The organism is Micromonospora sp. NPDC005553 (assembly GCF_042871765.1).
GTDB lineage: Bacteria > Actinomycetota > Actinomycetes > Mycobacteriales > Micromonosporaceae > Micromonospora.
In genome coordinates, this window is the sequence record NZ_JBIAJD010000002.1 from 441996 (window position 1) to 464493 (window position 22498).

Below are 22498 nucleotides of genomic sequence, written 5' to 3' on the forward strand. Positions count from 1 at the left end.
CCTTTGGAGCTGATGTCGTAAACGCATCACGCCCAGCGTCGTAAACGATTCAGCTCCGTAGCGCCCACCAATCCCCGATGGCCCCAGCTCCGTCAGCCGCGCAACGACCCGTTCCCGCGTTTGACACCACGACGCCGGTCAGGCGGGCAACCACCCGGCTCAACTACGTACCGGGCCGGCGCGGGCGCTCGCCGTAGCCACCCGGGTCAGGCCGGGTAGTGGTGTGAACGCCACCTCGACCGTCACCAGCACGTCCATCCCGTCGAGGTGACAGCCGACCAGCCGGCCGTCGTTGCGACCGGCGAGGTCGGATGCGGACGCGCACGCTGCGGCGTCGCCGTCGAGCGCCCGCGCCGCCCCGGCCAGCGCGCCGAGGTCGGCTGCTACCGCCGCCCGCTGGCTCGCCATTCCGGCGGCGACGATGGCGGCGCCGAACGTCCCGAACACCACGAAGACGAGCCCCATCGCCAGCAGCAGGACCGTAGCGCCACCTCGCTGCCGGTCCGGCCGGCCGTCAACGTGCTCCCCGGAAGCCGGTGGGTGACCGGTGCCGGGTGACGGATCTCTTCGCACTACCAGCTCCCCTCGTGCGCGCCCGGTTCGACGGCGGCGACCGCGGTGGCGACCACTGTGATCCGCGGTAGCCGGCCGCCCAACGTCCGGACGGGTGCCCGTACCGTCGCCCGCACCCGGTCACCGTCGACGGACACTGAAACCGCCGCGCCCGGCGGCGCCGCGCTGTCACCCTCCGCGCCGCCGTCCGCGCCCCGGGCGGCGGCGAGCGCAGCCTCCCGGGCCGCGTGCAGGCAACCCGCCTGTGCGCTGACGGCGTTGACAGCGGTCAGGCCGGCCAGCAGGAGCAGGAGCAGCGCCGGCAGGCCGGCCGCCAGTTCGGCGGTGAAGGACCCCCGGTCCCCGCCAACGGTCCGCGGGAGGACGCGAAGTCTCCGCCCGCCGCGTGCCGCCAGCCCGGGAACGCTCGAACCTGGATCGCGGCCGGCCTGCCGGCGCTCGATCACTTCAGTGCCCGGTCGATGACGGCGGTCAGTGCCGACTGGACGTTGCCGGAGGTCAGCACCTTCAACAGGATCCCGGCGAAGGCGACCGCGGCGAGGGTGCCCACGGCGTACTCGGCCGTGTTCATTCCGGCATCACCGCGCAGGCGGGCGATGAGTTTGCGCATGACTGTTTCCCTTCTCGATGGGTCAGAGCACGTCGCCGAGAACGGCGACGATCACCGGCACGAGTCCGGCGAGAATGAACGCCGGCAGGAAGCAGAGCCCCAGCGGCAGGACGATGAGCACACCCGCCCGGCGGGCCGATGCCTCGGCAGCGGTGGCCCGGTCGGCGCGCAGGTCGTCGGCGAGCCGGGTCAGCGCGCCGGCCAGGGCGGCACCACTGTTTGCCGACCGCAACGCCGCTGCGCTCAGGCGCTCCGCGCCGGGCACTCCGTCCAGCGCGGACCACGCCTCTGCTGGGCCACCACCGAGCAGCAGCGTGCGGCCGACCCGGGCCAACCGGCCGGCGAGCGGCCCGTCCAGTGCCTCGGCGACGGCCAGTACCGAGCGATCCACCGGGGCGCCCGCCCGCATCGCCGCGGCCAGCAGGTCGGCGGCGAGCGGTAGGTCGGCGGCCTCCTGCTGCCGCCGCCGACGCACGGCGGGCGACTCGATCCGCCGCAACAGGAGATCGAGCAGGAACGCGGCCGGGATAGCGCCGAGCAGCCCGAGCCAGCCCTCGACGACGATGGCGACGGCGAGCCCAGCCAGCACCGCCACGAGCCGGATCACGTCCGGTCGCCGCCTGGCTGGGCCGTGGGCGGTCATCCGGCCCGCCCCGGTGCCGCGCCCAGCCGTTCCGCCCAGAGGAGGCCCACTACCTGAAGGGCGACCGCGACAACCGCGCTGGCGCCGCCGACCGTGCTGTGCAGGAGCACCGCCATGGGGTCGACGCCGATGCCGTACCCCAGCCCGATCCCGCCAACCGGCAGGGCCGCCAGTAGCCAGGCCGTGGCCCGGGCACCGGCCGCCTGGGCCGCCGCCGCGGCCAGACCCCGGTCGGTCGCCCGTGCGTCCGCCTCGATCCGCTCCAGAAGCTCCGCTAGCGGCGCGCCGGTCCGGTCGGCCAAGCGCACCGCCGCCGAGGTCAGCTGACGTAGGCGACTCCCCCCGTCACTTCCGACGGCCGTGACGTCGAGCACGTGTGGGACGGGCAGGCCGGCCCGCAGGTCCGCCGCGAGGCCGCAGAGCTGGTCCAGCCCACGTCGTCTGTCCCGCTCGGCGCTCCGGTTCACTCGCCAACGCAGCGCGGCGCGCACGGCCAGCGTGCCGTACCCGGCCACCGCGACCGCAGCCACTGGACCGCCGACCACGGCACCCACCCCGCCGCCAAGCAGACCGACCACCGGCAGCACGCGGGTCGTCGATCGCGCGATGCGCACCGATGGAGGCGTACCCGGCCTTCCTCCGATCGCGCCGACGCGCCCGTGGGCGCGGCAGTCCACGATCGCGCACCCGTCGGACGCCGCCCCGGCGGACGCGCCGCCTCGACAGCCGGCGTCCAGGTCACCGTGCCTGTCAGCGGTTGCCGGGCCGGAGACGTCGTTCCGACCGGCCGTGTCCACGCCGCTGACACCGATCGTGATCGTGGCCGCTGACGCGCCCGGCTGCCGTTCGGCATCGAGCATCGTGGGGACCACCCCCGGGCGGGCGGTGCCGGTCGGGCGTCGGGGATCCCGCCGGGCCGGCGGGCGCGTCGGCCCCTCCGGACGTGTGAACCCGTCTGCCGCTCCCGGCCACCTCGGGCTGCGGGTGACGTCCCGGTCGGGCCAGCCGAGTGCCGTCCGTCTTTCGTTGGCACCCGCGGTGGCACCCGACTCGCCCGCGATGCCGACCGGATGACCCTTGGTCGGGGCAGCTCCGGTGCCGTCGACCGGCCCGTCCGGCGTGCGACCGAGTTCCCTGATCCACTGCACCAGGGCGTCATCCGGATCAACACGGCCGGACATCCGCTCCGGTGCCAGCACGCGGCGGCGACGGGACCGAATGGTCCACACGGGCCACGCCACCAGGGCAGCGGCGACAAGGAGCAGCGCCGCAACCAGCATCGTCTCGGCGGTCATGCCGGACCCGCCGAGCCGGGCCATGGTTCGCTGAGGATGGGTGGCACCGCCACCCCGCGCTCCCGCAGCAGCGCCCCGAGGGCACGGGCGGCGAGCCCGAGCCCGCTGCCGCGCACCCAGGCGGGCACCACCGTCACCATGCGTTCGGGCCCCTCGGGCAGCAGCAGGCAGACCGACTCCAGGACGCGACCCCGGTCGCCGCGTCGTACCTGGAACAGCACCTGCAACGCGGCGGCCACCTGGGCGTGCAGCGCGGCGCGAGGCAGCCCACCCAACATGCCGAGGGCCTCCAACCGGGCCGGCACGTCCGACGGTGTGTTGGCGTGCAGGGTGCCCGCGCCCCCGTCATGGCCGGTGTTGAGCGCGGCCAGCAGGTCGACCACCTCACCGCCCCGGCACTCCCCGACAACCAGCCGGTCCGGGCGCATCCGCAACGCCTGCCGGACCAGGTCCGCCAGGCTGACCACGCCCGTCCCCTCCACATTGGCGGTACGTGCCTGGAGCCCCACCACGTGCGGATGCCCCGGACGCAGTTCGGCGGCGTCCTCCACCAGCACGATCCGTTCGGTGGTCGGCACCATCCCCAGCAGGGTGTTGAGCAGGGTGGTCTTGCCCGACCCGGTGCCCCCGGTCACCAGGTACGCCAACCGGGCCGCCACAACTGCGGCGAGCAGTGGTGCCAGCGGTCGCGGCACGGTCCCCTGGCGTACCAGCTCGTCGAGGGTGAACGGCCGGTGCCGGAAGGTCCGCAGCGAGAGGTAGGGACCTTCGGTCGCCACCGGCGGCAGGACGGCGTGCAGTCGGGTGCCGTCGGGAAGCCGCGCGTCCGCGTACGGGGAGCCGTCGTCGAGCCGCCGCCCCGCGCTGGCGATCAGCCGCTGCGCCAATCGACGGACGTCCTCCACCGAGCCCATCGGGACGGCGACCTGGTGCAGCCCCGACCCGCGGTCGACCCAGACCCGGACGCCGTTGACGAGGACGTCGGTGACCTCCGGGTCGGCGAGCAGCGGCGCCAACGGCCCGGCGCCGACGAGGTCGTCGCGCACCCGGTCGGCGATCCGCAGCATGGCGGTGTCACCGAGCACTGCGGCGGCGGGTTCGGCCCGTACCGCGGAGACGATGGCCGCCGCGGTGACCGGGGTGGCGGCGGCGGCGATCCGCTGCCGTACCCGGGCGGCGAGCGTGCCGTCCTCCGGCCCGGCGGTCACGCCGCACCCGCAGCCGGCGCGCCGGTGAGGTCGGTGACGATCCGTTGGCAGAGCACGGCGAGTGGGCCCTTGCCCCCGGCTGCCGGCGCCTCGCCCCGTTCCAGCCGACGGCAGAGCTCCGGCTCGGGGCGCAACGTGCCGGCCAAGGGGAGGCCCAGCGCCCGTGCCACCTCGGACGCCCGCAACCGCCCGGGTGCGGGCCCGCGCACCACCACCGAGAGTGCAGCGCAGTGCGGGGCGGCCGCGGCCACCACCCGAGTGGCCGCCGCGGTGGCACGCAACTCGGCCGGCACGACAACAAACGCCTGGTCCGCGGCTTGCAGCGCCACCACAGCCGCTTCGTCCAACTGTCGGGGCAGGTCGATCACCACGAAGTCGCGCCCACGCCGGGCCGCGTCGACCGTCGCCGCCATCGCCGTCACCGGCAGCGGCAGCATCTCGCCGCGGTCCCAGGAGAGCACCACGAGGTCACCCCGGCTGGGCAGGGCCTGCACCAGCGCAGGGGCGTCCACCCGTCCGTCGGCGCTGGTGAGCGACGGCCAGCGCAGGCCTTCCAACTGCTCCCAGCCCAGCACGAGGTCGAGGCCACCACCGAGCGGGTCGGCGTCGACCAGGAGGGTGCGCAACCGGGCCCGGGCGGCGGTCACCGCCAGACCACCGGCGAACACACTCGCCCCCGCACCGCCCCGACCACCGAGGACCGCGACGACACGGGCGCCGACGCCGGCCGGACGATCCGGATGATGTTCGGCGAACCGATCCACCAACCACGGCTCTGCGGCCGGCAGCGTGGCGACGTGCTCGGCCCCGATCAGCTCGGCGATCTGCCAGCCAGGGTCGAGCTGACCAGCCCGGCCGAGCAGCACCAGCCGAGGGCGCTGCGGCAACCGGGCGCGCAGGCAGGCCTGCGCCTGGTCGGCGCCGAGCAGCACCAGGGGCGCGGTAAGCCACCGGGTGCGGGCAGCCGCTGGGTCGCGGGCGAGTTCCACCTCCGTGCCGCCGACGGCGGCGAGCCGGAGCACATCGTCGAGCAGGTCGTCGTCGCCGGTGACGACCAGCGGGAGCCGGCGGATCGGCGGAACCGTGGTACGGGGTGGCATCGCGGCCTCCAGCGGTCGGGCTCTGGTATGCCGTCGACAGTGCTCGGAATCCACCCCACGAGCCGTCCCGATGTCGTCGCCTGTGGACAACCTGGTGGCCTGTGGAAAACCGCCACCGAGACGGTTGATCTGCTACGGGCGCGGGCATCGCGGCAGCTACGGCCGTTGCGGAAAAACAGCGGGGCCGCTCCCGAAAGGAGCGGCCCCGCAGGTCGCGGTCAGCCGACCCGGTCGGTCCAGCCGGCATCGAGGATCACCTGGTACGAGCTGATCCGCACTGGTGACAGCGTCAACCGCTCATCGGCGAGCAGTTCGCCCGTCGTCGGATCGAAGACCAGAAGAGATTGCGCGTCGTGTTCGCGGTCGTCGAAGGTGACGGCGACCCCGTTCCGACCGGCGCGGTCCGTGACCTGCCCCCGCCAGCGGAAGCCGGGCACGTCGGCGAGGACCCGCAGGACCGCCGCTCGGGTCGCACGCGGTACGACGTACCGGCCGTAGAGCGTGCTGACCTCCTTGCTCGCCGCCCCTGCGCCGTATTCGACCTTCAGCAGCTCCCGTAGCTCGGCCGGGACGGCCGACGGCGGCCTGAGTTCCTGCGGCGGCAGCGGGATCATGGCCGGAGCAGGGGTGCCCTCGACCGCCGGACGCGAATCGAAGGCTCGCTGCCAGTAGTCCCGGGACTCCTGGTCGGGGTACTGCGGCTCCAGCTGTGTGTTGATCTGACTGCCGGTCCCGTCTGCGGCCTGCCAGACCTTGGAGGCCCCGGCGAAGGCGACGTGGTGGCGACCGTCGGCGGAGGTCATCACCGGATCGCCCCACACCTTCGTGTGGTGATACATGTAGCGGCCGCGCTGGTGGTCGTACGCCGCATCTTTGATCTTGTCGGCCAGCATGCGCAGCTGCGGGCCGGCGGCCGGCGGATCCGCGTCGAACTGGTACGCGACCGGCACGAGCACCAACCCCGCTGCGTCTCCAGGCCCGCGCGGGGCCTCCGGTGCGCGCTCGCCGAGCGGCTGGAGCACCGCCACGGCACCGGCTGCGACCGCCAGCGTCCCGGCCGTCAGGACCAGCCGACGGGTCGGGTGTACGCGACGACGCCCGGCGACCGTCTCGGTAGCGCTCGCGCGGTCGATGAGCTCGCGAGCCGAGACCGGCGGTGGCCCGACGGCGGCGTTGCGGGCCGGGTCGGCCGGGCCGAGAAGAGTACGGGTTCGCTCTGCTCCGAACATCACAGATCCTCTCGAATGGTCGCCAACACCGGTCGATGCCCGGTCTGCGCGGGCCGGGCCGACATCGCTTCGGCAAGGCGACGGCGGGCGCGGTGCAGGCGCACTGCCGCGGTCGCCCCGGTGCAGCCGAGAACCTTGGCCGCCTCGGACACCGTCAGCTCCTCCCAGCCGACCAGCCGGAGAATCTCCTGGTCGAGGTCGTTGAGGTTGGCCAGCGCGGTCCAGATGTCGGCGACCCCGACGCTCGTGTCGGCACCCGACGATCCGGCCAGTCGCTCAAGGTCGACATCGGTGATCGGGAGGAGGTCCGGTGCGCCGCGTCGCGACCGCCACTGGTTCGCCAGAAGGCGTCGAGCCACCCCGTAGAGCCAGGGCAGGCTGCGCTCCGGCACCTCGGCGCGACGACGCCAGGCGACGACGAAGACCTCCTGGGCAAGCTCCGCCGAGGCATCCCGGTCAGCGAGCCGACGCAGGCCGTATCGAACTATGTGCTCGTACTCGGCGGCGTAGAGCCTGGTGAACCAGCCCTCGTCCCGCTTCTTCGGTGGACCCACCCGAACCCCCATTGCCTCGGCGACTCTCACAATGGCTTGTGTCGCTGAGGGCCCCGGGATTACCGCGCGGCCTCGGGCGGGTGCCGCCAACCGGGGAACGAACGCTGCGGTCAGTCGTCGATCGCCTGGTAGACGGTGGTCCAAAAGTCGTGCCACATCGGCAGCCGCTGGTCGCCAGCGTGTGCCCGCTGCATGAACACGATCGCCGTCAGGTCCTCGGCGGGGTCGTTGTACCAGGCCGTGCCGTAGAAGCCGGGCCATCCGTAGCTGCCGACCGAGGGCCCGAGGTGTGTGCGGCGGGTCCGGACCGACATTCCGAAACCCCAGCCGATGGCGTAAAAGTAGCCGGGCCAGAACCCGGAGACGGCCTTCTGGGTCGCGGTCAGGTGGTCGCTCGTCATCAGCGTCACCGCAGGCCGCGACAGCACCCGCTCGCCGCCGTGGACACCTCCGGCAAGCAGCGCCGAGGCGAAGGCGAGGTAGTCCCTGGCGGTCGAGACGAGCCCGCCGCCACCGGACTCGAACAGGCGCGGTCGACTGAACCGCCCGTCGGGACCGTCCTCGACAACCGGCTCGCCGCTGGCGGCGTTGTCCTGCTCGTACGCCGTAGCGAACCGGTCGATGCTCTCGCTACCCACGTTGAAGGCGGTGTCGACCATCCCCAGTGGCTTGCAGACCCGCTCACGGATCGCGTCCCCGAAGGACATGCCGGTGGCCCGGGCGATGAGCACGCCGGTCACGTTGGCGGCGGTGTCGTACATCCAGCGCTCACCTGGCTGGTGGACGAGCGGAAGGTCACCGAGCTGGCGGATCCACGCGTCCGGCGACTGATATTCGAGTGCGCCCAACGCGTCGGCGATCGGCACCGTGCCCGGCTCGGCGGGGACCATGCCGGTGCCAAGGGTGCCGTCCAGGACGTCCCGCAGCGTTATCGGGCGTTCCGCCGGGACGGTGTCGTCCAGCGGGCCGTGAGGATCGGCGAGCACTGTCATGTCCGCCAACTCCGGGAGAAGATCGTCGACCGGATCGTCGAGGCGGAGGGTGCAGTCCTCGACGAGGGTCATCGCACACGCGGCGACGATCGGCTTCGACATCGAGCCCAGGCGGCAGATCGTGTCGGCCGCCATCGGCATCTGCGACCCGGGACCCTCGAACGCGAGCTGACCCGTCGCTTCGATGTGCACCTCACCGTGCCGGGCGAGGACGACCACCATGCCCGGGACGAAGCCGGACTCGACGTGGTGTTCAAGAAACCCCCGCACCCGGGCCAGCCGTTTCGACGAGAAGCCACCAGCAGCCACGCGTTCCTCCTCAGCTCTCCCCGCTGGGAAATTACACGCCAGGCGGCGGTCGCACGGCCCGCGACGACGTGGGGCGGAGAGCCGGCCGAGCAGCAGACCCCCGCTTCCAGGGCACGCGCGAGCCTCACGGTGCCGGGTGGTGCCGGGTGGCGCGCTCCCACCGGAAAGGGACGACCCTCGTTGGGGGGGAAAGTGACCTGACGTAGCAGCGATTGCGATCAAGCGCCGTGCCGCATGGTCAGAGGTACCGGCCGTGTTGTCGAGCATGGTCGAGAGTCGCCGCGCGGTACGGCGTTCGCTGACGATCCGCTGACTTCCGGATGACGCGCTGCGGGCGCCCGAGGACGGCCGGAGGCCGCCCGCAGGGCAGGCCGCGAGCACGGCGACACTGTTGTACCGTGCTCAGGCGGATAGGGCCGAGCTGTCAATCAGTCGCGGAAGCGGCAGAGGTTCGAATCCTCTATTCGCCACCAGGCAATGGCAAGGCCTCTGAACTGCGGAAACATTTGTCAGGAGCCTTTGTCGTCTCGTGGCAATGTTGACCATGTTTGCCCCTCGTGGACCTGCCAATCGGGCACGTAGCGGGCACGAAGGGGGTGCCCGTGGCATGGGTGGGCTTCAGTGGCTTCGTAGCCACTACAGATCCCCTCGACGCATACGGTGGGATCAGCGTTCCCGAGCAGTCGCTGCGAAACCTCATGGAACGGCTCAATAGCGGCAGCCAGTCCATGACCGGTCACCACGATGGCCTCCTGCCGGTCCGGACCCGCAGCGTCAAGGCGGAGTTGCGACCCACGCCGAGGGGCGGAGGCGGATTGTGGGTTGAGGGCGAAGCCGACAAGGCGGAGTGGACGGCCCTAGGAGAAGTTGGCGGGTTTTCCGTCGGCGGCCGGATGGACCTCGCCGAGGAACATTGGCCGGCGCAGCCGAAGGCGGCGCTCCGAGTATCAGCGGACCTGGGCTGGTTTCCGCCAGAGGACCTCGTGGCAGCGCTCCGTCTCATGAGCCGAGATTTCGGCGTTCGGGGGAGTCATCTCCTCCAACTGTCGGCGCTGCCTCCGGCGAGGATCATCCTGGAGGTTGCCCTACCTGTTGTGGCTGCGATGGGTCCGAACTTGGCGGCGTCCGCCGTCTGGGACGGGCTGAAGCTGCTACTCCTGCGATTCAAGGAGAAGAAGGGCGCGTTGGCCCGCCAAGAGCCGGATGTTCCTATCCCTCCGCCCGTCTTTGAGTTCGACCTCGTCGGCGCCGATGACTTCAGGGCAACCGCCCAACTTCGGACCGAGAACCCCGAGGTGCTGAAACTCGCTCTCGGAACCATGAACGCCGCCATTAAAGCAGCCCGGGTCTCGAGAGGGTCTGTTGAGTCGTCTCCTGACCGACCTCAACTGATGTCCTTCGATCCCGAGTCGGGGGAGTGGAATCACCGTTAGCGGAACTCCTCGTTGGAATCGAGGTGGCATCACTCCAGGTTGAAGGCATACGGTCGTCATGTACGCCTGAGCGTGGGAGGATGCTACATGGACGGTGGCGACGACCCGACAAAAACCAGCGGGGCAGTCGGCATGCTTCCGGGTGGCCCTCAGGGCAAGGGTGCCATCTACTTCTGCGTTGGTAGCCGACAGACAGGCATCTGTAGCTATTCCTGGCGGCTCTGGTGGGGTCAAACCTCTTTCTACTTGAAGGCACGCGAGGCTAACCTTGCGGAGCTGAAGGTGAGCCTGCACGGCCCGGACGAGCGACACGCGGAGACGGGCCCTGGTTTCAAAATCGGATACGATTCCTCGTTCCAGCAGGGCGAAGGGGAGCCAAACGCCCTCCTTGTGGCCACGCCCGGCTGGCTCCCCCGGTGGTTCACCGGGTACGCGGTTTCCGAGGACGACACCCATGTTCTCCGGCTTCGCTTTCCCTACGACCTCTTCATCCCCGGCGTGCCTTCTGCGCCCGCTCCGGCAGAGGTCAAGGCGAGGGACTTTGCTGGCCTGATCCCGCCTCCTGAGCGTCACCTTTACGTCGTTGACGTGGACGTGTTCGTCTCCCAAAGGCACCCGTACTGGCCGAACGAGAGCCAAGCAAGGCAGGACAAGGCGTGCCTTGGGCCGTTGCAGAGCAAGTCTGGCGAATACCTCACGGCCGTCATCGTGCATCGGTCGGCGCTAGCCAGCCCTACCCCGCGGCTGGCCAAGGCGCCTGGCCCCAAGAATGCTGGGGACCGTTTACGAGGGATCGGGGCGGCCGTGGACGATCAAGGGGTTCTCTGGATTTGCGAACAGTGGATGTCTCGGTCCGCCCTCGAAGCTCTCTCCGCTGAGTCGATGCAGCCCGATGCTCAGGCCGTTGAGTGACGGAGGATGTGTGGGCGGATCTCCTCGTCGGGCAGTCGCCAGACCGTCCAGCCTTCGCAGACGGGGACAAGGTGGAGCGCCCTACCGGACGAGTCTCAATGGTGGTCGTCAAGGCTCGGCGTGGCGACCGAGGGATTATGAGATCAAGACGGGCGACCCGGTGACCTGCCTGGGTGTGCTCCTACCAGCGGAAACACCTCTCGACATCTCTCACCACTCCCCTACCGTCCGTCGACCTCTTGCGGACTGGATGCGGACTGCTCGCCGGCAGGTGCTAGCCGCTGCCCTTGCAAAGATCAAGACCGCTGTCGGCCAGCGTCGGCCGGCGCCGCTGACCTGCTCGGCTTGTCGGCTGCTGTCGCTCACGACCGCTACCCGTCGACCGGCCTGGCTGTACGGGCGGCTGTACAGCCGAACGAGCGCATGGTCCGTGCAAAGCGCAGGAATCTTGTGTGAAATCCCAATCCGGGTTGGCAACTTAGTTGTCAAGGGCCACAATGCGAGGACGGGAATGAGTCAACACAGTCCCGTCAGGGCCGGGTCGGCTGTCACCAACCCGGCCCTTGGGAAGAGCTAGCGGCGAGTTCGCTTGTGCAGGGCGTTTACCGCTAAATCTCCGAGGACAACGAGGGCCTGTGCCGCCAGGTGCAGGCCCTCGTCGCTTGCCACAAACAGCCCAATGAGCTGCAGCGCCGCACGTGAGAGCATCCAAGCCTGGCTAAGCCTCTGCTGTCTCCGCTCCTGATCTCGCCGGCGGGATGGCCGCACGGTTCGATCTTTACGGACTCGGTCCAAGATCTTCTCCTCCTCGGTGTCACGGCCGCAGCCGTGGGGTCGGCGTTCATCGACCCGCGCGGGTGACCGACGAACGCTCACCCTGCAGAGGAATCCTTCTCGGGACCGAGCAACCGCCCGGTGAGGCGGTCGAGAAAATCGTAAGCACCACCTTGGACCAACTGCGGGAAAGTGTCACAGGGCAATTCGGACTTCACGTGGCCTGACCAGGCGATACTTGCCATCGTCCGTCGCAGTTAGCCGTTCACTTGCTGTCCGGAGCTAGCATCTGGTAGTGCCTCGGAAGCTGTCGCGTCGATGTGAAGCCTGTGGAGGGAAGCTCGCGGAGGACCGGCCCTCGACGGCAGTCTTCTGCTCGACCGCCTGCCGTCAGCGGATCTGGCGCAGGGAACGATGGTTAGACGAATACCTCCATCGCGTGACCTACCGGGAGTCGTGCGACTACTGCGGCCAAGAGATGCCGGTTCATTCGCGAAGACGCCTGCGGCCGATCACCGCCGTCTACTGCTCAAACAGATGTCGAGTGACTGCTTTCCGAGCAAGAAGGAAAGCTCGCCGGTAGGCGGCAGGCCGCGCGCCACAGCGGATCTCCTCGTCGGGCAGTCTTTGACCGTCCAGCCCGTTGGGTGCCCGATGAGGGGATCCGCGGCTGATCTCTGAGGAGGGTCGGGGTTCGGGGCGGTGCCCCGAGGTCTTCCGATCCTGTGACTCCCAAGCGTGGCCGGCCGGCGCGGCCCGCTTGCGGGCCGCCTTGATCCTAAAGAGACTGTTTCGGCAGTGGTACCGCCGATTACCCGCCGGATCAGACGTTGCGTGCCAGGTCTAGGCGACGTCTCGCTTACAAGCTCTGTGCAACACGTCCGCGCTCGTCCGGGTTCGGTCGCTAACTCGGAGCACCGTCCGTCTCCGCACTCGCTGGTGCGCCACGGTCCGGTGCGGTTGCTGTCAGCGTTGCTGTCAACATCTGCCCGCCGACCCACGCCCTAAGAGCGACGACTGGGTGCTCGTGCCAGGTTCTACCTCAATGACCCCGGTCTGGAGGCTCTGATCGTTTGCCGCCTCACCCCTTGCCGCCGGTCAGCCATTGGCGAGCGTCGCATCGACCCTTTGTCTGCCCTAGGCTCCGTCCATGACGCTGGTCCTTGCCTGGGTGCGCAACTACTCCGATCAACGCGAGATGGTTATGGCCTCCGACAGCCGCCTCACGGGCGGCGGTGCCCTGTGGAACTGTTGCCCGAAGATTGTTTCGCTCCCGCGATCAGATGCCATCCTCGCCTTTGCAGGCATGACGGACATTGCATATCCCGCAATGCTTCAGATAGTTAGAGCCATAGAAGCAAATCCAGCCAGCATCGAACGCCGATATGACATAACTCAATTGGCGCATGCCGTTCAGGAAGTGCTTAATCAAATGCTGGATGAGCGAATAGTGGAGCGAGGACTGCTAGAGGGTGCCCTCGCGGATAAATCCCAGACCACATTCATTCTAGGCGGCTGGTCGTGGAGGTGGCAGCAGTTCCGAATGTGGCTATACACATTCGACCGGGCTACCGGACGCTACTACCGGCGCAAGAGCAGCCCCGATCGGCACAGAAATCCCAACGTCCATCTGCTCGTTACTGGCGATGTCAAAAAAGACGCATTGCGAGAGTTCGCCCTGTTGCGAAGGAGTCGAGGTCTAACCGGAGTCGATCCTCTCAACATGGAGCCCCTCGAAGTCCTGCGAGACATGATCCGCTCCGGGAGCTATCGATCAATCGGAGGAGCGCCGCAGATTATGAAGGTCTACCGGCATATGAACGCGGAGTCCTTCGGGGTGCTTTGGCGGAGAGCGCCGGAAGCGGAGGCGATAGCAACCTATGGCGGCCGCCCGCTGCTCGATTACGAAAAGCCGTTCTTCGCCCTTATCGACCCAGATCGGCCCGAGGAGCACGGGCGCTACATCGCGACTGCTCGCGCAAGGGCGTCGAGCGAAGGAACGAAGCCGACACCCAGTCCGCCCGGTCAGGCCTCCAGCACTGCGCGAGGCCTCAGTCCTCAAGATCTTGCCCAACCGAGTCCCGCCCAGCGCCAATCGCGAACATCTAGCGGAAGCACCAGTTGACGGGTGCCGAGCATCAGCTTGGGAATCGGGCTGAGCGACGCCCGAAGCGTGATGGCCGCTGGTCGTGCACGTACAGGCGACACCCGCCAGCGTCTGCGATGGGCCTGTGTCGACCTCAGTTGTGCCCGGCGTGTGCCCAACGATCTTGCTAGTCCAGGCAACTTGCCTTCCACGCTCGATCAAGGCCCTGCCCAGGCGAGGTGGAGGTATGGATATCTGGGCACTGGACGCTCCCAGTTCCCCAGACGAGCGGTCAGGACGTACGGTGATCGACTGTGTGGGACATCGCTTCTGCCCTTGCGGCTGCCCTGTCGGCGATAGTTGCGATTGTGGCTGCTTGGGCGGCGATCATCGCGAGTAGGGCTGCGAGTAAGGCAGCCACTCGCAATGTGCTGGACCAGCGAGCCCCAGAGGTCACCGTTGTCTTCAAGCCTGTCGTCCCCGAGGTACGTCAGCGAACAGACCCTGCCGACGACTTCGGCTGGTCGCTGGCTTCGTTCGAGGACGGCCGCTTCGTAAGACCCTGGTGCCTTAGTAAGCCTGGAGCGCAGCCACCACCGCCCACCCCGCAGCACTCCAAGACACGCCCGGACGACGGTGACCTTCGTTGGACGGTGCTTCTCGACGTAGAAGTCGTTAACCACTCTTCTCGACACGTCACAATCACTTCAGGCGAGCTAGTTACCAACCCGACGGGGACCACCGGCGGCAACCTCGCGGTGCTTCAACTACCCGCCAAGCTGGTTGGTCAAATAGTCCTAGGGCCTGGTGAAAGGGGCCTATTCCGGCTACCCGTGGAGCACACGGTCCGCGAGTGGGCAGAAATCTACTCCGGGTCGGAGCACCTGCATGTCGGCTCAGTCACCTCTGATGACGGCCAGGACTACGGCGTGCGAGACCAGTGGGATCTGCGCGCTCAGCTTCGGCCCATCGAACCAGCCGACAACGATCCGAACGCCCGTTGGGCTCAGCATTGTCAAGGCTGCGGCGATCGTCTCTGGGTCGTACGGACGACGGATCTGGGCAGCTTGCAGGTGCTCCCCTCGAGGCGGAACTACTTCTATTCGAAGGTTGCCAATGATCGGCTTCCCGATGACGGTCCTGATTGGCTGACGCGGTGCAGGCGCAGGATCGTCGGCGCCACGCGGCATCGGTGAGTCGTTCCCGCTGCTTGTCCACGTCCTGGATCATCATCCCGATGTGCTGTCCAAGTCGCGATCCTCGGCTGCCGATCGCGTGTTCTGGCTGCTCGTCTTGCCCCTCAGCAAGCCAGGAGCGCGTCGCTACAAGCTGTCGGTGATACGTCTAGCGGCGTGCCGGCGCGCGCCTAGGCGGCGGCGCGTGCGGCCCTAGAAGGGGCCGCCTTGATTGTGTATTGAAACTGCGGTCTAGATTGCGCTGCCGTGTTCCGCATACACGGACACGCCGTTACTGCGCGCTGCGATAGCGGTGCGGATCCTACGGACGAGCCGGGGTGGGCCGTGCTGTTCCAAGGACTCTGCGCCTACGTAGCGCCACTCGGTCAACTCACCGTCCGCGAAGCGGATGTCGCGCTCCTGCTCGGCGCCGAGTGATCCGCCGTCGAAGATGAAGAGGAGCTTGTCGCCTTCGTGTTCGGCGGGTGCCCAGTCCACGACCAGCATCGGCCCGACTGTCGGAGTGAGGCCCAGTTCCTCTTGGATTTCGCGTATGCATGCTGCTCGGGGTGACTCGCCGGGTTCGACGTAGCCTCCGGGGATGTCCCAGTGCTTCTTGTAACTGGGGCGTACGAGGAGCACGCGGCCTTCGCGGTCGAAGAAGAGGGCGCCGGCGGCGACGCGTGGGGTTGCCATGGGTGGCATCTCGTTGGCCGTCACCAGGGCAGCCTAGTTGGGATGGATTCAGTCGAGCACCTTGAGTCGCTGGGCCAAGCCGACCAGTTTGGCCGAAGGCTTGCCGCGTTGGCGGCGGATCCAGGTTAGAGCGAGTTGGCGGCTGAGGAAGTGGTGCCGAACCTGCTCGGGCGCCATCTGTTCGGCGTCGAGGATGACGTCCTGGGCATCGTCGACGCGGTTCCACGAGCTGTAGGCGCGGGCGACTTCGAGGGCGTGCCGTACCCGACGCTCCATCGGTAGCCCGGCGGTGTCGACGCGCGGGCCGAGGTCGATGGCGACCTGTAGGTCGCCCAGCTCGGCGGCCGTGGCGACGCGGTGGATGGCGACGTTGGTCGGGCCGAACGCGGTCCAGAGGTAATTGGCGTCGGCTCCGAGTCGGCCGGCGGCGTGGTCGGCGGCGGCGAGGAAGGTGCGGGTGGTGGTGGCGTCGTTGGATCGGGCGGCAGCCATCGAGCCGGACAGGAACAGCGTCCCGTAGACGGAGAGCAGCGCTGGTGTGGCGTGCGTGAGGTGGGGCTCAAGGTAGCCGGCGGCGTCTTCGGTGAGGCGTACAGCTTCGGTGTAGCGGCCGGTGGCGTGCAGAGCGTGTCCGACGGAGCGGAACAGGGAGCCGGTGATGAGTGGGTCACCCGTGGGTCGGACGGCGGCTAAGCCGCGGTCGGCGGCGATCCAGGCGAGGTCGCACTCTCCGAGCTTGGTGAGCTGGGTGGCGGCGAGTTGGTACGCCAAGCCGAGGAGCCGACGAGCCTGGTCCTGGTCGTCGCCGTCGTGGTGGTCGGCGGCCGCCTAGGCGCGGTGTAGCAGCTCGGGCAGACGGCCGGTCACGTACCCGAAACGGGAGTCCTGGTAGGCATCCCAGAGGGCGGCTACCTCCTTCCTGAGCACAGCGGCGCTCGTGGGTTCCGCGTCCGTGCCGCTGCTGAAAGGGCCGAGGACGCGGTAGTCCATCAGGGCGGCGCGGAGGGCGGGGACGGTCGCGGTGCCGCTGTCGCCGGTCCAGTCGAGCATCGAGGGTTCGCCGAGCAGGTCGCTGAGGGAGACGTCCAGGACTTCGGCGAGGGACTTGATGACGGAGAGCCGGTCCAGCTCGATCCGGTTGTTCTCGATCTTGCCCAACCAGTCGGCAGTGCGGCCGATGAGCCCGGCCAGGACTTCCTGGGACAGGCCGCGTCGGTAGCGGTACCAGGCGACGCGTTCGCCGATGGTCAGGTTGTTGAATCTTCCGCGCACCCGTTCACCGTCTCCCCTCGGTCGGCTGCCACCCCGGAAGGATTTTCCGGGTAGCTGGGCAGTTTGTGCCACAACCTGTCTGCATGACGGGGCTGAACGCATCGACCGACTGTCAATCCTGCTCGGGCGCGGGCTGGAAGTACGCCTTGCCCGCGCGGCGGTCCGGGCAGTCGGGAGTGGTGCGGAGTGGAGCCGCGCCGTCGCGCGTCGATCGTGGCTGGGCTGCGCGGGTTCTGGTCGCGCGGCAGCCTGCTGAGGCTGGCCAGGGGTGGGTGTTGGTGTGAGACCGCGACCCGAACGACGGCCCGTGAATGGTCCGCCCGCCCCGGTGCCTCGCACAGCCACGCCTCGGCCGGGTGTCCCCGTCCCCGTTCCGGGTGACCTGGTGCTGATTGACGCTCGGGCGTCGGTGCAGTTCGGCGGTGATCGGGCCTTCTGGCTGCGGGTGACCTCGCTTTGCGACAAGCCGACCTACCACGGCTGGGTGTGGCTGACCGGCTACTCCATCGACCTGGCCACAGGTAAGGCCCGGACACGACGAGAAGTATTCGCCCAGATCGCCGGCCTCCAGATCCAGCGACATACGACTGACAGCGCGCCACCGCTTCACAACGCGGCGCCAACCACGAGGAGATGCGGTGTTTGACGTTCGGGTACAACTCGGCGAGGTGCTGGACATCGGCGCGGTCGATCGTCTGTTGCCCTCGGACGGGCCGGTGCGGTTGTGGGTGACCGGGGTACGACTGGTGGCCAACCGCCCGCCACGCGATGAGTGGATCTGGGTCGAGGGCATCAGGCTCTGTCCGTCGGGCCGCCGCGGCCCTCAGGCACAGATCCTGGTACGCGCGAGCAAGCTTTCACCGGAGGGTTCAGTCCACGGAGCGTCCCCGTCGGCGTGACCAAATCGGTACGGCCGGGAACAGCGGGTGGACCCTGCCGACCGAAGCGGCGACGGCGGCGCGTTCGGCACCTGTACACGCACAGGCCCGAGCACTACGCCGACCGCCCGGCTGACCTTCGCTGACGATTCGCTGACTTTCCGCCCGTCGCCTCGACCGGCTGACCTGGGAGATGTGCCTTCAGCAGGTCGGGAGCGCTCCCCGGAAAGGGACGACCCCCGTCGGGGGGAGACGGGGGTCGTCGGAGGTTCGGCTCCGGGGGGGTCGAGCCGAACCACTCAGCGGTCACGGGGGGTGCAACCGCTGAGGGTCTGCCTGTTTCGGGGATGTGAAAGCTCGTCGTAGGGACAAGTCTGCCTGAGCGGACCCGTCACGTCGAGTGGTGCTGCCTCCACTCACTGCGAAAATCTCCTCGCAGAGTGTGAGCGTGATCACGCGGAGCGGAGAGCCCGCAGGTCTGAGGGGTGGCATGACCCCGGGCACCCGCCGACGATAGACCATCCGGCTAGACTTTCGCGCCGTGGGCCGAAGTGCCGCTTTCTTCGATCTGGACAAGACCGTCATCGCCAAGTCGAGCGCCCTGGCGTTCGGTCGGCCGTTCTACCGGGATGGGCTGATCACCCGGCGTGACGTGGTCAAGTCGGCGTACGCGCAGCTGATGTTCCGGCTGGGCGGCACCGACGAGCAGACCATGGCCCGAACACGGGACTACCTGGCTGCGCTCTGCAAGGGCTGGCAGGTGGAGCAGGTCCGTCAGATCGTCGCGGAGACGCTGCACGAGCTGATCAACCCCTACGTGTACGCCGAGGCAGCCGCCCTGATCGTGGAGCACCAGGCGGCTGGGCGGGACGTGGTGCTGGTGTCGGCGTCCGGCGAGGAGATGGTCCGGCCAATCGGTGAGCTGCTCGGGGTGACCGACGTGATCGCGACCCGGATGACGGTGGAGGACGGCCGGTACAGCGGCGAGGTCGAGTTCTACGCTGCGGGCCCGAGCAAGGTCGAGGCGGTCACCGAGTTGGCCGCCGCCCGGGACTACGACCTGGCTGATTCGTACGCCTATTCCGACTCGTACAGCGATCGCCCGTTGTTGGAGTGCGTGGGCCACCCGAGTGTGGTCAACCCGGACCGGCAGTTGCGCAAGCTGGCTTCGGAGAACGCGTGGCCGGTGCTGGAGTTCCGGCACCCGATCCCGCTGGGCCGGCGGTTGCGGGAACGGCCCGCCGTCCCGGTGGCCGCGGCGGCTCTGGGGGTCGGGGTGGGTGTGGCCATCGGCATCGCCTGGTACGGCCGCCACCGCCGAACCCGAGCCGCCACCACCGCCTGACACCACCCGTCCAGCTGCTCAGGCGGCGGCGAGGATCTCGTCTCCGATGGCGGTGAGCTGGTCGCCGGCGACCTCGACGGCGGCCATGTAGTGCCGTAGCCAGGAGCGCAGCCCGTCGGGGGTGCCGGTGGCGAAGGCACCGGCCGCGCCGACGTACTCGGGCTCCCGCTCGCGGTGCCCGACGTCGACGGCGAGCAGGCCACGCGGGTCGAGGCCACTGGCGAGCAGCACCAGCCGGGCTGCCCCCCGGGCCACCACGCCGGACGGCCCGGCGAACGGGCGCAGGTTCAACAACTCCCCGTGTACGACAGCGGCGAGCACCAACGGGGAGACCTTCGTGCCGCCGGCGACGAGGCCGGCCAGCCCGTCCAGTCGGGTGGCGACCACCGGGTCGGCGACCGGGCGGCCCAGCTCGGCCTCCGACACCAGGTCCCGTGCGGCGAGCACGTGCAGTTTGGCGAGCGCCTGGCGGGGTGCCTTCGGCCACAGCTCGCTCAGGCCCGGCAGCGCTCCGGCGACCCGCAGCGCCCCCTGGAGCACCGGGTCGGTGACGGTGCCGGCCCGGACCGCCTCCCGCTCGTGCCCGGCCCCTTCGAGGGCCGCGCTGGCGACAGCGGAGCGCAGGCTGACCTCGGCGGCGACCTGTCCGCCGTGCCGGCGCAGCGCCCGGTGCCCGAGCGCCTGGTCGAACTGCGCGCGGGCCTGCTCGACGGCGGCGGCGATGTCGGCGAGAGCGAGCAACGGGGCGAGCGGGTCGGTGGTCACCCCGCCACGCTAACGACCCGGCCCGGCGCGTCGGGCCGCACCCGCCCGCAACGCGACCCGGACCACCCGCCCGGCGCGGCACCTCACCCGGCGCAGCTTCGCCCCCACCCGCCGCGAGCCGCCTCGGCGCGGCCACGGCCGAGGAGGGCCTGCGCGCCTTGCCCGGCCGCACAGCCGACCCGCTGCGGCACTTCCGGCAAGGTCAACACGGGTTCCTTGAAGTTGGGGTGTCCGCCTGGCTTGGACACCGCGATTTCCGTGAATCCGTGTTGATCAAGGCCTCCCGCGCGGCGGGGACAGGTGGGACGGGCCGCCGGGCGCGCCCCGGGGGCCGCTCGGCGCGAGGCAGTGGGCAGCCGTGGCCGGGCGCAGGCCCCGCGACTACCCTCGTGCCATCGAGACCCAGGTCACCCCGAGGATGAGGAGTCACGGCATGAGCGAGGCATTGGCCAATCTGCTGAACGAGACGCGCCAGTTCCCCCCGCCGGCCGAACTCGCCGCGCACGCCAACGTCACCATCGACGCGTACGCCGAGGCTGAGGCCGACCGGCTGGCCTTCTGGGCGAAGCAGGCCGATCGGCTGGCCTGGTCGAAGAAGTGGGATGAGGTGCTCGACTGGTCGAACCCGCCGTTCGCGAAGTGGTTCGTGGGTGGGCAGCTCAACGTCGCGTACAACTGCCTGGACCGGCACGTCGAGGCGGGCCGGGGCGACAAGGTCGCGATCCACTGGGAGGGCGAGCCGGGCGACACCCGCACCATCACGTACGCGGACCTGCACGAGCTGACCTGCCGGGCGGCGAACGCGCTCACCGACCTCGGGGTGACCGCCGGCGACCGGGTGGCGATCTACCTGCCGATGATCCCGGAGGCGGCGGTGGCGATGTTGGCGTGCGCCCGGATCGGCGCCGCGCACAGTGTGGTCTTCGGTGGCTTCTCCGCCGACTCGTTGAGCAACCGGATCCAGGACGCCAGCGCCAAGGTGGTGATCACCGCGGACGGTGGTTACCGGCGGGGCAAGCCGTCGGCGTTGAAGCCCATTGTGGACGAGGCGGTGGCGAACTCCCCGTCGGTGGAGCACGTGCTCGTGGTCCGCCGCACCGGCGAGGACGTGGCGTGGTCGGAGAAGGACCACTGGTGGCACGAGACGGTGGAGACCGCGTCGTCCGAGCACACCGCGCAGCCGTTCGACGCCGAGCACCCGCTGTTCATCCTCTACACCAGCGGCACCACGGCCCGCCCGAAGGGCATCCTGCACACCACCGGCGGCTACCTCACCCAGGCGTCGTACACCACGCACGCGGTGTTCGACCTGAAGCCGGAGACGGACGTCTACTGGTGCACGGCCGACATCGGCTGGGTCACCGGGCACTCCTACATCGTGTACGGCCCGCTCTCCAACGGCGCCACCCAGGTGATGTACGAGGGGACCCCGGACACGCCGCACAAGGGCCGGTTCTGGGAGATCGTCGACAAGTACGGGGTGAGCATCCTCTACACCGCTCCCACCCTGATCCGGACGATGATGAAGTGGGGCGACGACCTCCCGGCGGGCTTCGACCTGTCGTCGTTGCGCCTGTTGGGCAGCGTCGGCGAGCCGATCAACCCGGAGGCGTGGATGTGGTACCGGCAGCACATCGGCCGGGGCGAGCTGCCGGTGGTGGACACCTGGTGGCAGACCGAGACGGGCGCGATCATGATCTCGCCGTTGCCGGGGGTGACCGCGGCCAAGCCGGGCTCGGCGATGACGCCGCTGCCGGGCATCGTGGCGGACGTGGTGGACGACCAGGGCCAGTCGGTGCCGAACGGTGGTGGCGGCTACCTGGTGCTGCGCGAGCCGTGGCCGTCGATGCTGCGCACCATCTGGGGTGACGACGACCGGTTCATCGACACGTACTGGTCGCGTTTCCAGGGCATGTACTTCGCCGGCGACGGTGCGAAGAAGGACGACGACGGGCACATCTGGCTGCTCGGCCGGGTGGACGACGTGATGTTGGTGTCCGGGCACAACATCTCGACGACCGAGGTGGAGTCGGCGTTGGTGTCGCACCCGTCGGTGGCCGAGGCGGCGGTCGTCGGCGCGACCGACCCGACCACCGGTCAGGCGATCGTCGCGTTCGCCATTCCGCGGGGCAGCACGGACATCGCCGGCGAGGCGGGTGAGCAGCTCATCGCCGACCTGCGCAACCACGTGTCGAAGACGCTCGGCCCGATCGCCAAGCCGCGGCAGATCATGCTGGTGCCGGAGCTGCCGAAGACCCGCTCCGGCAAGATCATGCGACGGTTGCTGCGGGACGTGGCGGAGAACCGCTCGCTGGGCGACGTGACGACGTTGCAGGACTCCTCGGTGATGGACCTGATCTCCTCGGGGATGAGCGGTACGAAGTCCGACGAGGACTGACGGTAGGCGTACTCATTGGAGGGTGGCGGTCCGTTCGGGCCGCCACCCTCTGTCATGTCTTACGGGTGCGGGTTGCGCGGCACTGCTGGTGTCACATCGGTCGGTCGGGGGAGTCGGGGAAAGCTGAACGGGCACAGGCATCGGCCACCACTGTCCTTTCGGCCGGTTGTGCTTTAGGTTCACGCAGGTTGGAAGAGTTCGACACGCATCACTTCGATGGTCGACCACGCCAACGTCCTCCTCCCCATGCC

Annotated in this window: 19 protein-coding genes and 1 tRNA gene; 6 read left to right on the top strand and 14 right to left on the bottom strand. The window is 69.2% G+C overall.

The window, feature by feature from the left end; genetic code table 11:
• Positions 1 to 159 precede the first annotated feature (159 nt).
• The 10 genes from ACFYPG_RS09375 to ACFYPG_RS09420 all read right to left on the bottom strand — a co-directional run bounded on the left by ACFYPG_RS09375 (position 160) and on the right by ACFYPG_RS09420 (position 8513).
• Positions 160 to 573, bottom strand: coding sequence for an Rv3654c family TadE-like protein (locus ACFYPG_RS09375; RefSeq protein ID WP_355004898.1), 414 nt, complete (start codon positions 571 to 573; stop codon positions 160 to 162).
• A complete protein-coding gene (locus tag ACFYPG_RS09380) occupies positions 573 to 968 on the bottom strand; it encodes a TadE family type IV pilus minor pilin (protein ID WP_387351837.1) in 396 nt (131 codons plus the stop codon). The genes ACFYPG_RS09375 and ACFYPG_RS09380 overlap by 1 nt, the downstream gene beginning before the upstream one ends.
• A 47-nt stretch (positions 969 to 1015) precedes the next feature.
• Positions 1016 to 1183, bottom strand: a complete 168-nt coding sequence (locus ACFYPG_RS09385; RefSeq protein ID WP_081883916.1) for a DUF4244 domain-containing protein — start codon at positions 1181 to 1183, stop codon at positions 1016 to 1018.
• Between the two features lie 22 nt (positions 1184 to 1205).
• On the bottom strand, positions 1206 to 1826 hold the full coding sequence (locus ACFYPG_RS09390) for a type II secretion system F family protein (protein ID WP_387351282.1): 621 nt from the start codon (positions 1824 to 1826) through the stop codon (positions 1206 to 1208).
• Entirely contained in the window at positions 1823 to 3121 is a 1299-nt protein-coding gene (locus ACFYPG_RS09395; RefSeq protein WP_387351284.1) for a hypothetical protein, read from the bottom strand. The genes ACFYPG_RS09390 and ACFYPG_RS09395 overlap by 4 nt, the downstream gene beginning before the upstream one ends.
• Complete coding sequence (locus ACFYPG_RS09400; protein WP_355004895.1) at positions 3118 to 4329, bottom strand: TadA family conjugal transfer-associated ATPase; 1212 nt, start codon at positions 4327 to 4329, stop codon at positions 3118 to 3120. Before ACFYPG_RS09400 ends, ACFYPG_RS09395 begins: the two co-directional genes overlap by 4 nt.
• Positions 4326 to 5429: a septum site-determining protein Ssd gene (gene ssd / locus ACFYPG_RS09405; RefSeq protein WP_355004894.1), complete on the bottom strand. Its 1104-nt coding sequence runs from the start codon at positions 5427 to 5429 to the stop codon at positions 4326 to 4328. Before ssd ends, ACFYPG_RS09400 begins: the two co-directional genes overlap by 4 nt.
• 218 nt (positions 5430 to 5647) lie before the next feature.
• On the bottom strand, positions 5648 to 6658 hold the full coding sequence (locus ACFYPG_RS09410; protein WP_387351287.1) for a CU044_5270 family protein: 1011 nt from the start codon (positions 6656 to 6658) through the stop codon (positions 5648 to 5650).
• Entirely contained in the window at positions 6658 to 7212 is a 555-nt protein-coding gene (locus ACFYPG_RS09415; protein ID WP_387351289.1) for an RNA polymerase sigma factor, read from the bottom strand. The genes ACFYPG_RS09410 and ACFYPG_RS09415 overlap by 1 nt, the downstream gene beginning before the upstream one ends.
• Positions 7213 to 7322: 110 nt before the next feature.
• Positions 7323 to 8513, bottom strand: coding sequence for a serine hydrolase domain-containing protein (locus ACFYPG_RS09420; RefSeq protein WP_387351291.1), 1191 nt, complete (start codon positions 8511 to 8513; stop codon positions 7323 to 7325).
• A 405-nt stretch (positions 8514 to 8918) separates the two neighbouring features.
• Here ACFYPG_RS09420 and ACFYPG_RS09425 point away from each other — a divergent pair.
• The 4 genes from ACFYPG_RS09425 (at position 8919) to ACFYPG_RS09440 (ending at position 13757) form a co-directional block, all read left to right on the top strand.
• Positions 8919 to 8986: transfer RNA gene (locus ACFYPG_RS09425), tRNA-OTHER, on the top strand.
• 84 nt (positions 8987 to 9070) lie between these two features.
• A complete protein-coding gene (locus tag ACFYPG_RS09430) occupies positions 9071 to 9946 on the top strand; it encodes a hypothetical protein (RefSeq protein WP_387351292.1) in 876 nt (291 codons plus the stop codon).
• A gap of 87 nt (positions 9947 to 10033) precedes the next feature.
• Entirely contained in the window at positions 10034 to 10858 is an 825-nt protein-coding gene (locus ACFYPG_RS09435) for a hypothetical protein (RefSeq protein ID WP_387351294.1), read from the top strand.
• Between the two features lie 1924 nt (positions 10859 to 12782).
• Entirely contained in the window at positions 12783 to 13757 is a 975-nt protein-coding gene (locus ACFYPG_RS09440; protein WP_387351296.1) for a hypothetical protein, read from the top strand.
• A gap of 1388 nt (positions 13758 to 15145) precedes the next feature.
• Here the strand turns inward: ACFYPG_RS09440 and ACFYPG_RS09445 are convergent.
• From ACFYPG_RS09445 to ACFYPG_RS09455, 3 genes are read right to left on the bottom strand one after another with little or no spacing between them, the layout of a single operon-like run.
• Complete coding sequence (locus tag ACFYPG_RS09445) at positions 15146 to 15613, bottom strand: NUDIX domain-containing protein (RefSeq protein ID WP_387351297.1); 468 nt, start codon at positions 15611 to 15613, stop codon at positions 15146 to 15148.
• 24 nt (positions 15614 to 15637) lie between these two features.
• Positions 15638 to 16360, bottom strand: coding sequence for an XRE family transcriptional regulator (locus ACFYPG_RS09450; protein ID WP_387351299.1), 723 nt, complete (start codon positions 16358 to 16360; stop codon positions 15638 to 15640).
• Positions 16361 to 16417: 57 nt separating this feature from the next.
• Positions 16418 to 16861, bottom strand: a complete 444-nt coding sequence (locus ACFYPG_RS09455; protein ID WP_387351301.1) for a helix-turn-helix domain-containing protein — start codon at positions 16859 to 16861, stop codon at positions 16418 to 16420.
• A 1419-nt stretch (positions 16862 to 18280) separates the two neighbouring features.
• Between ACFYPG_RS09455 and ACFYPG_RS09460 the strand changes: the two genes are divergently transcribed.
• On the top strand, positions 18281 to 19084 hold the full coding sequence (locus ACFYPG_RS09460; protein WP_355004872.1) for an HAD-IB family hydrolase: 804 nt from the start codon (positions 18281 to 18283) through the stop codon (positions 19082 to 19084).
• A gap of 18 nt (positions 19085 to 19102) precedes the next feature.
• Here the strand turns inward: ACFYPG_RS09460 and ACFYPG_RS09465 are convergent, their stop codons facing one another.
• Positions 19103 to 19849 carry an oxidoreductase gene (locus ACFYPG_RS09465; RefSeq protein ID WP_387351303.1) on the bottom strand — a complete coding sequence of 249 codons (747 nt, stop codon included), beginning with the start codon at positions 19847 to 19849 and terminating at the stop codon, positions 19103 to 19105.
• Between the two features lie 433 nt (positions 19850 to 20282).
• Here ACFYPG_RS09465 and acs point away from each other — a divergent pair, with 433 nt between their 5' ends.
• Positions 20283 to 22247 (top strand): acetate--CoA ligase, encoded by a 1965-nt coding sequence (gene acs / locus ACFYPG_RS09470; RefSeq protein ID WP_387351304.1) that lies wholly within the window; start codon positions 20283 to 20285, stop codon positions 22245 to 22247.
• Positions 22248 to 22498: the final 251 nt, after the last annotated feature.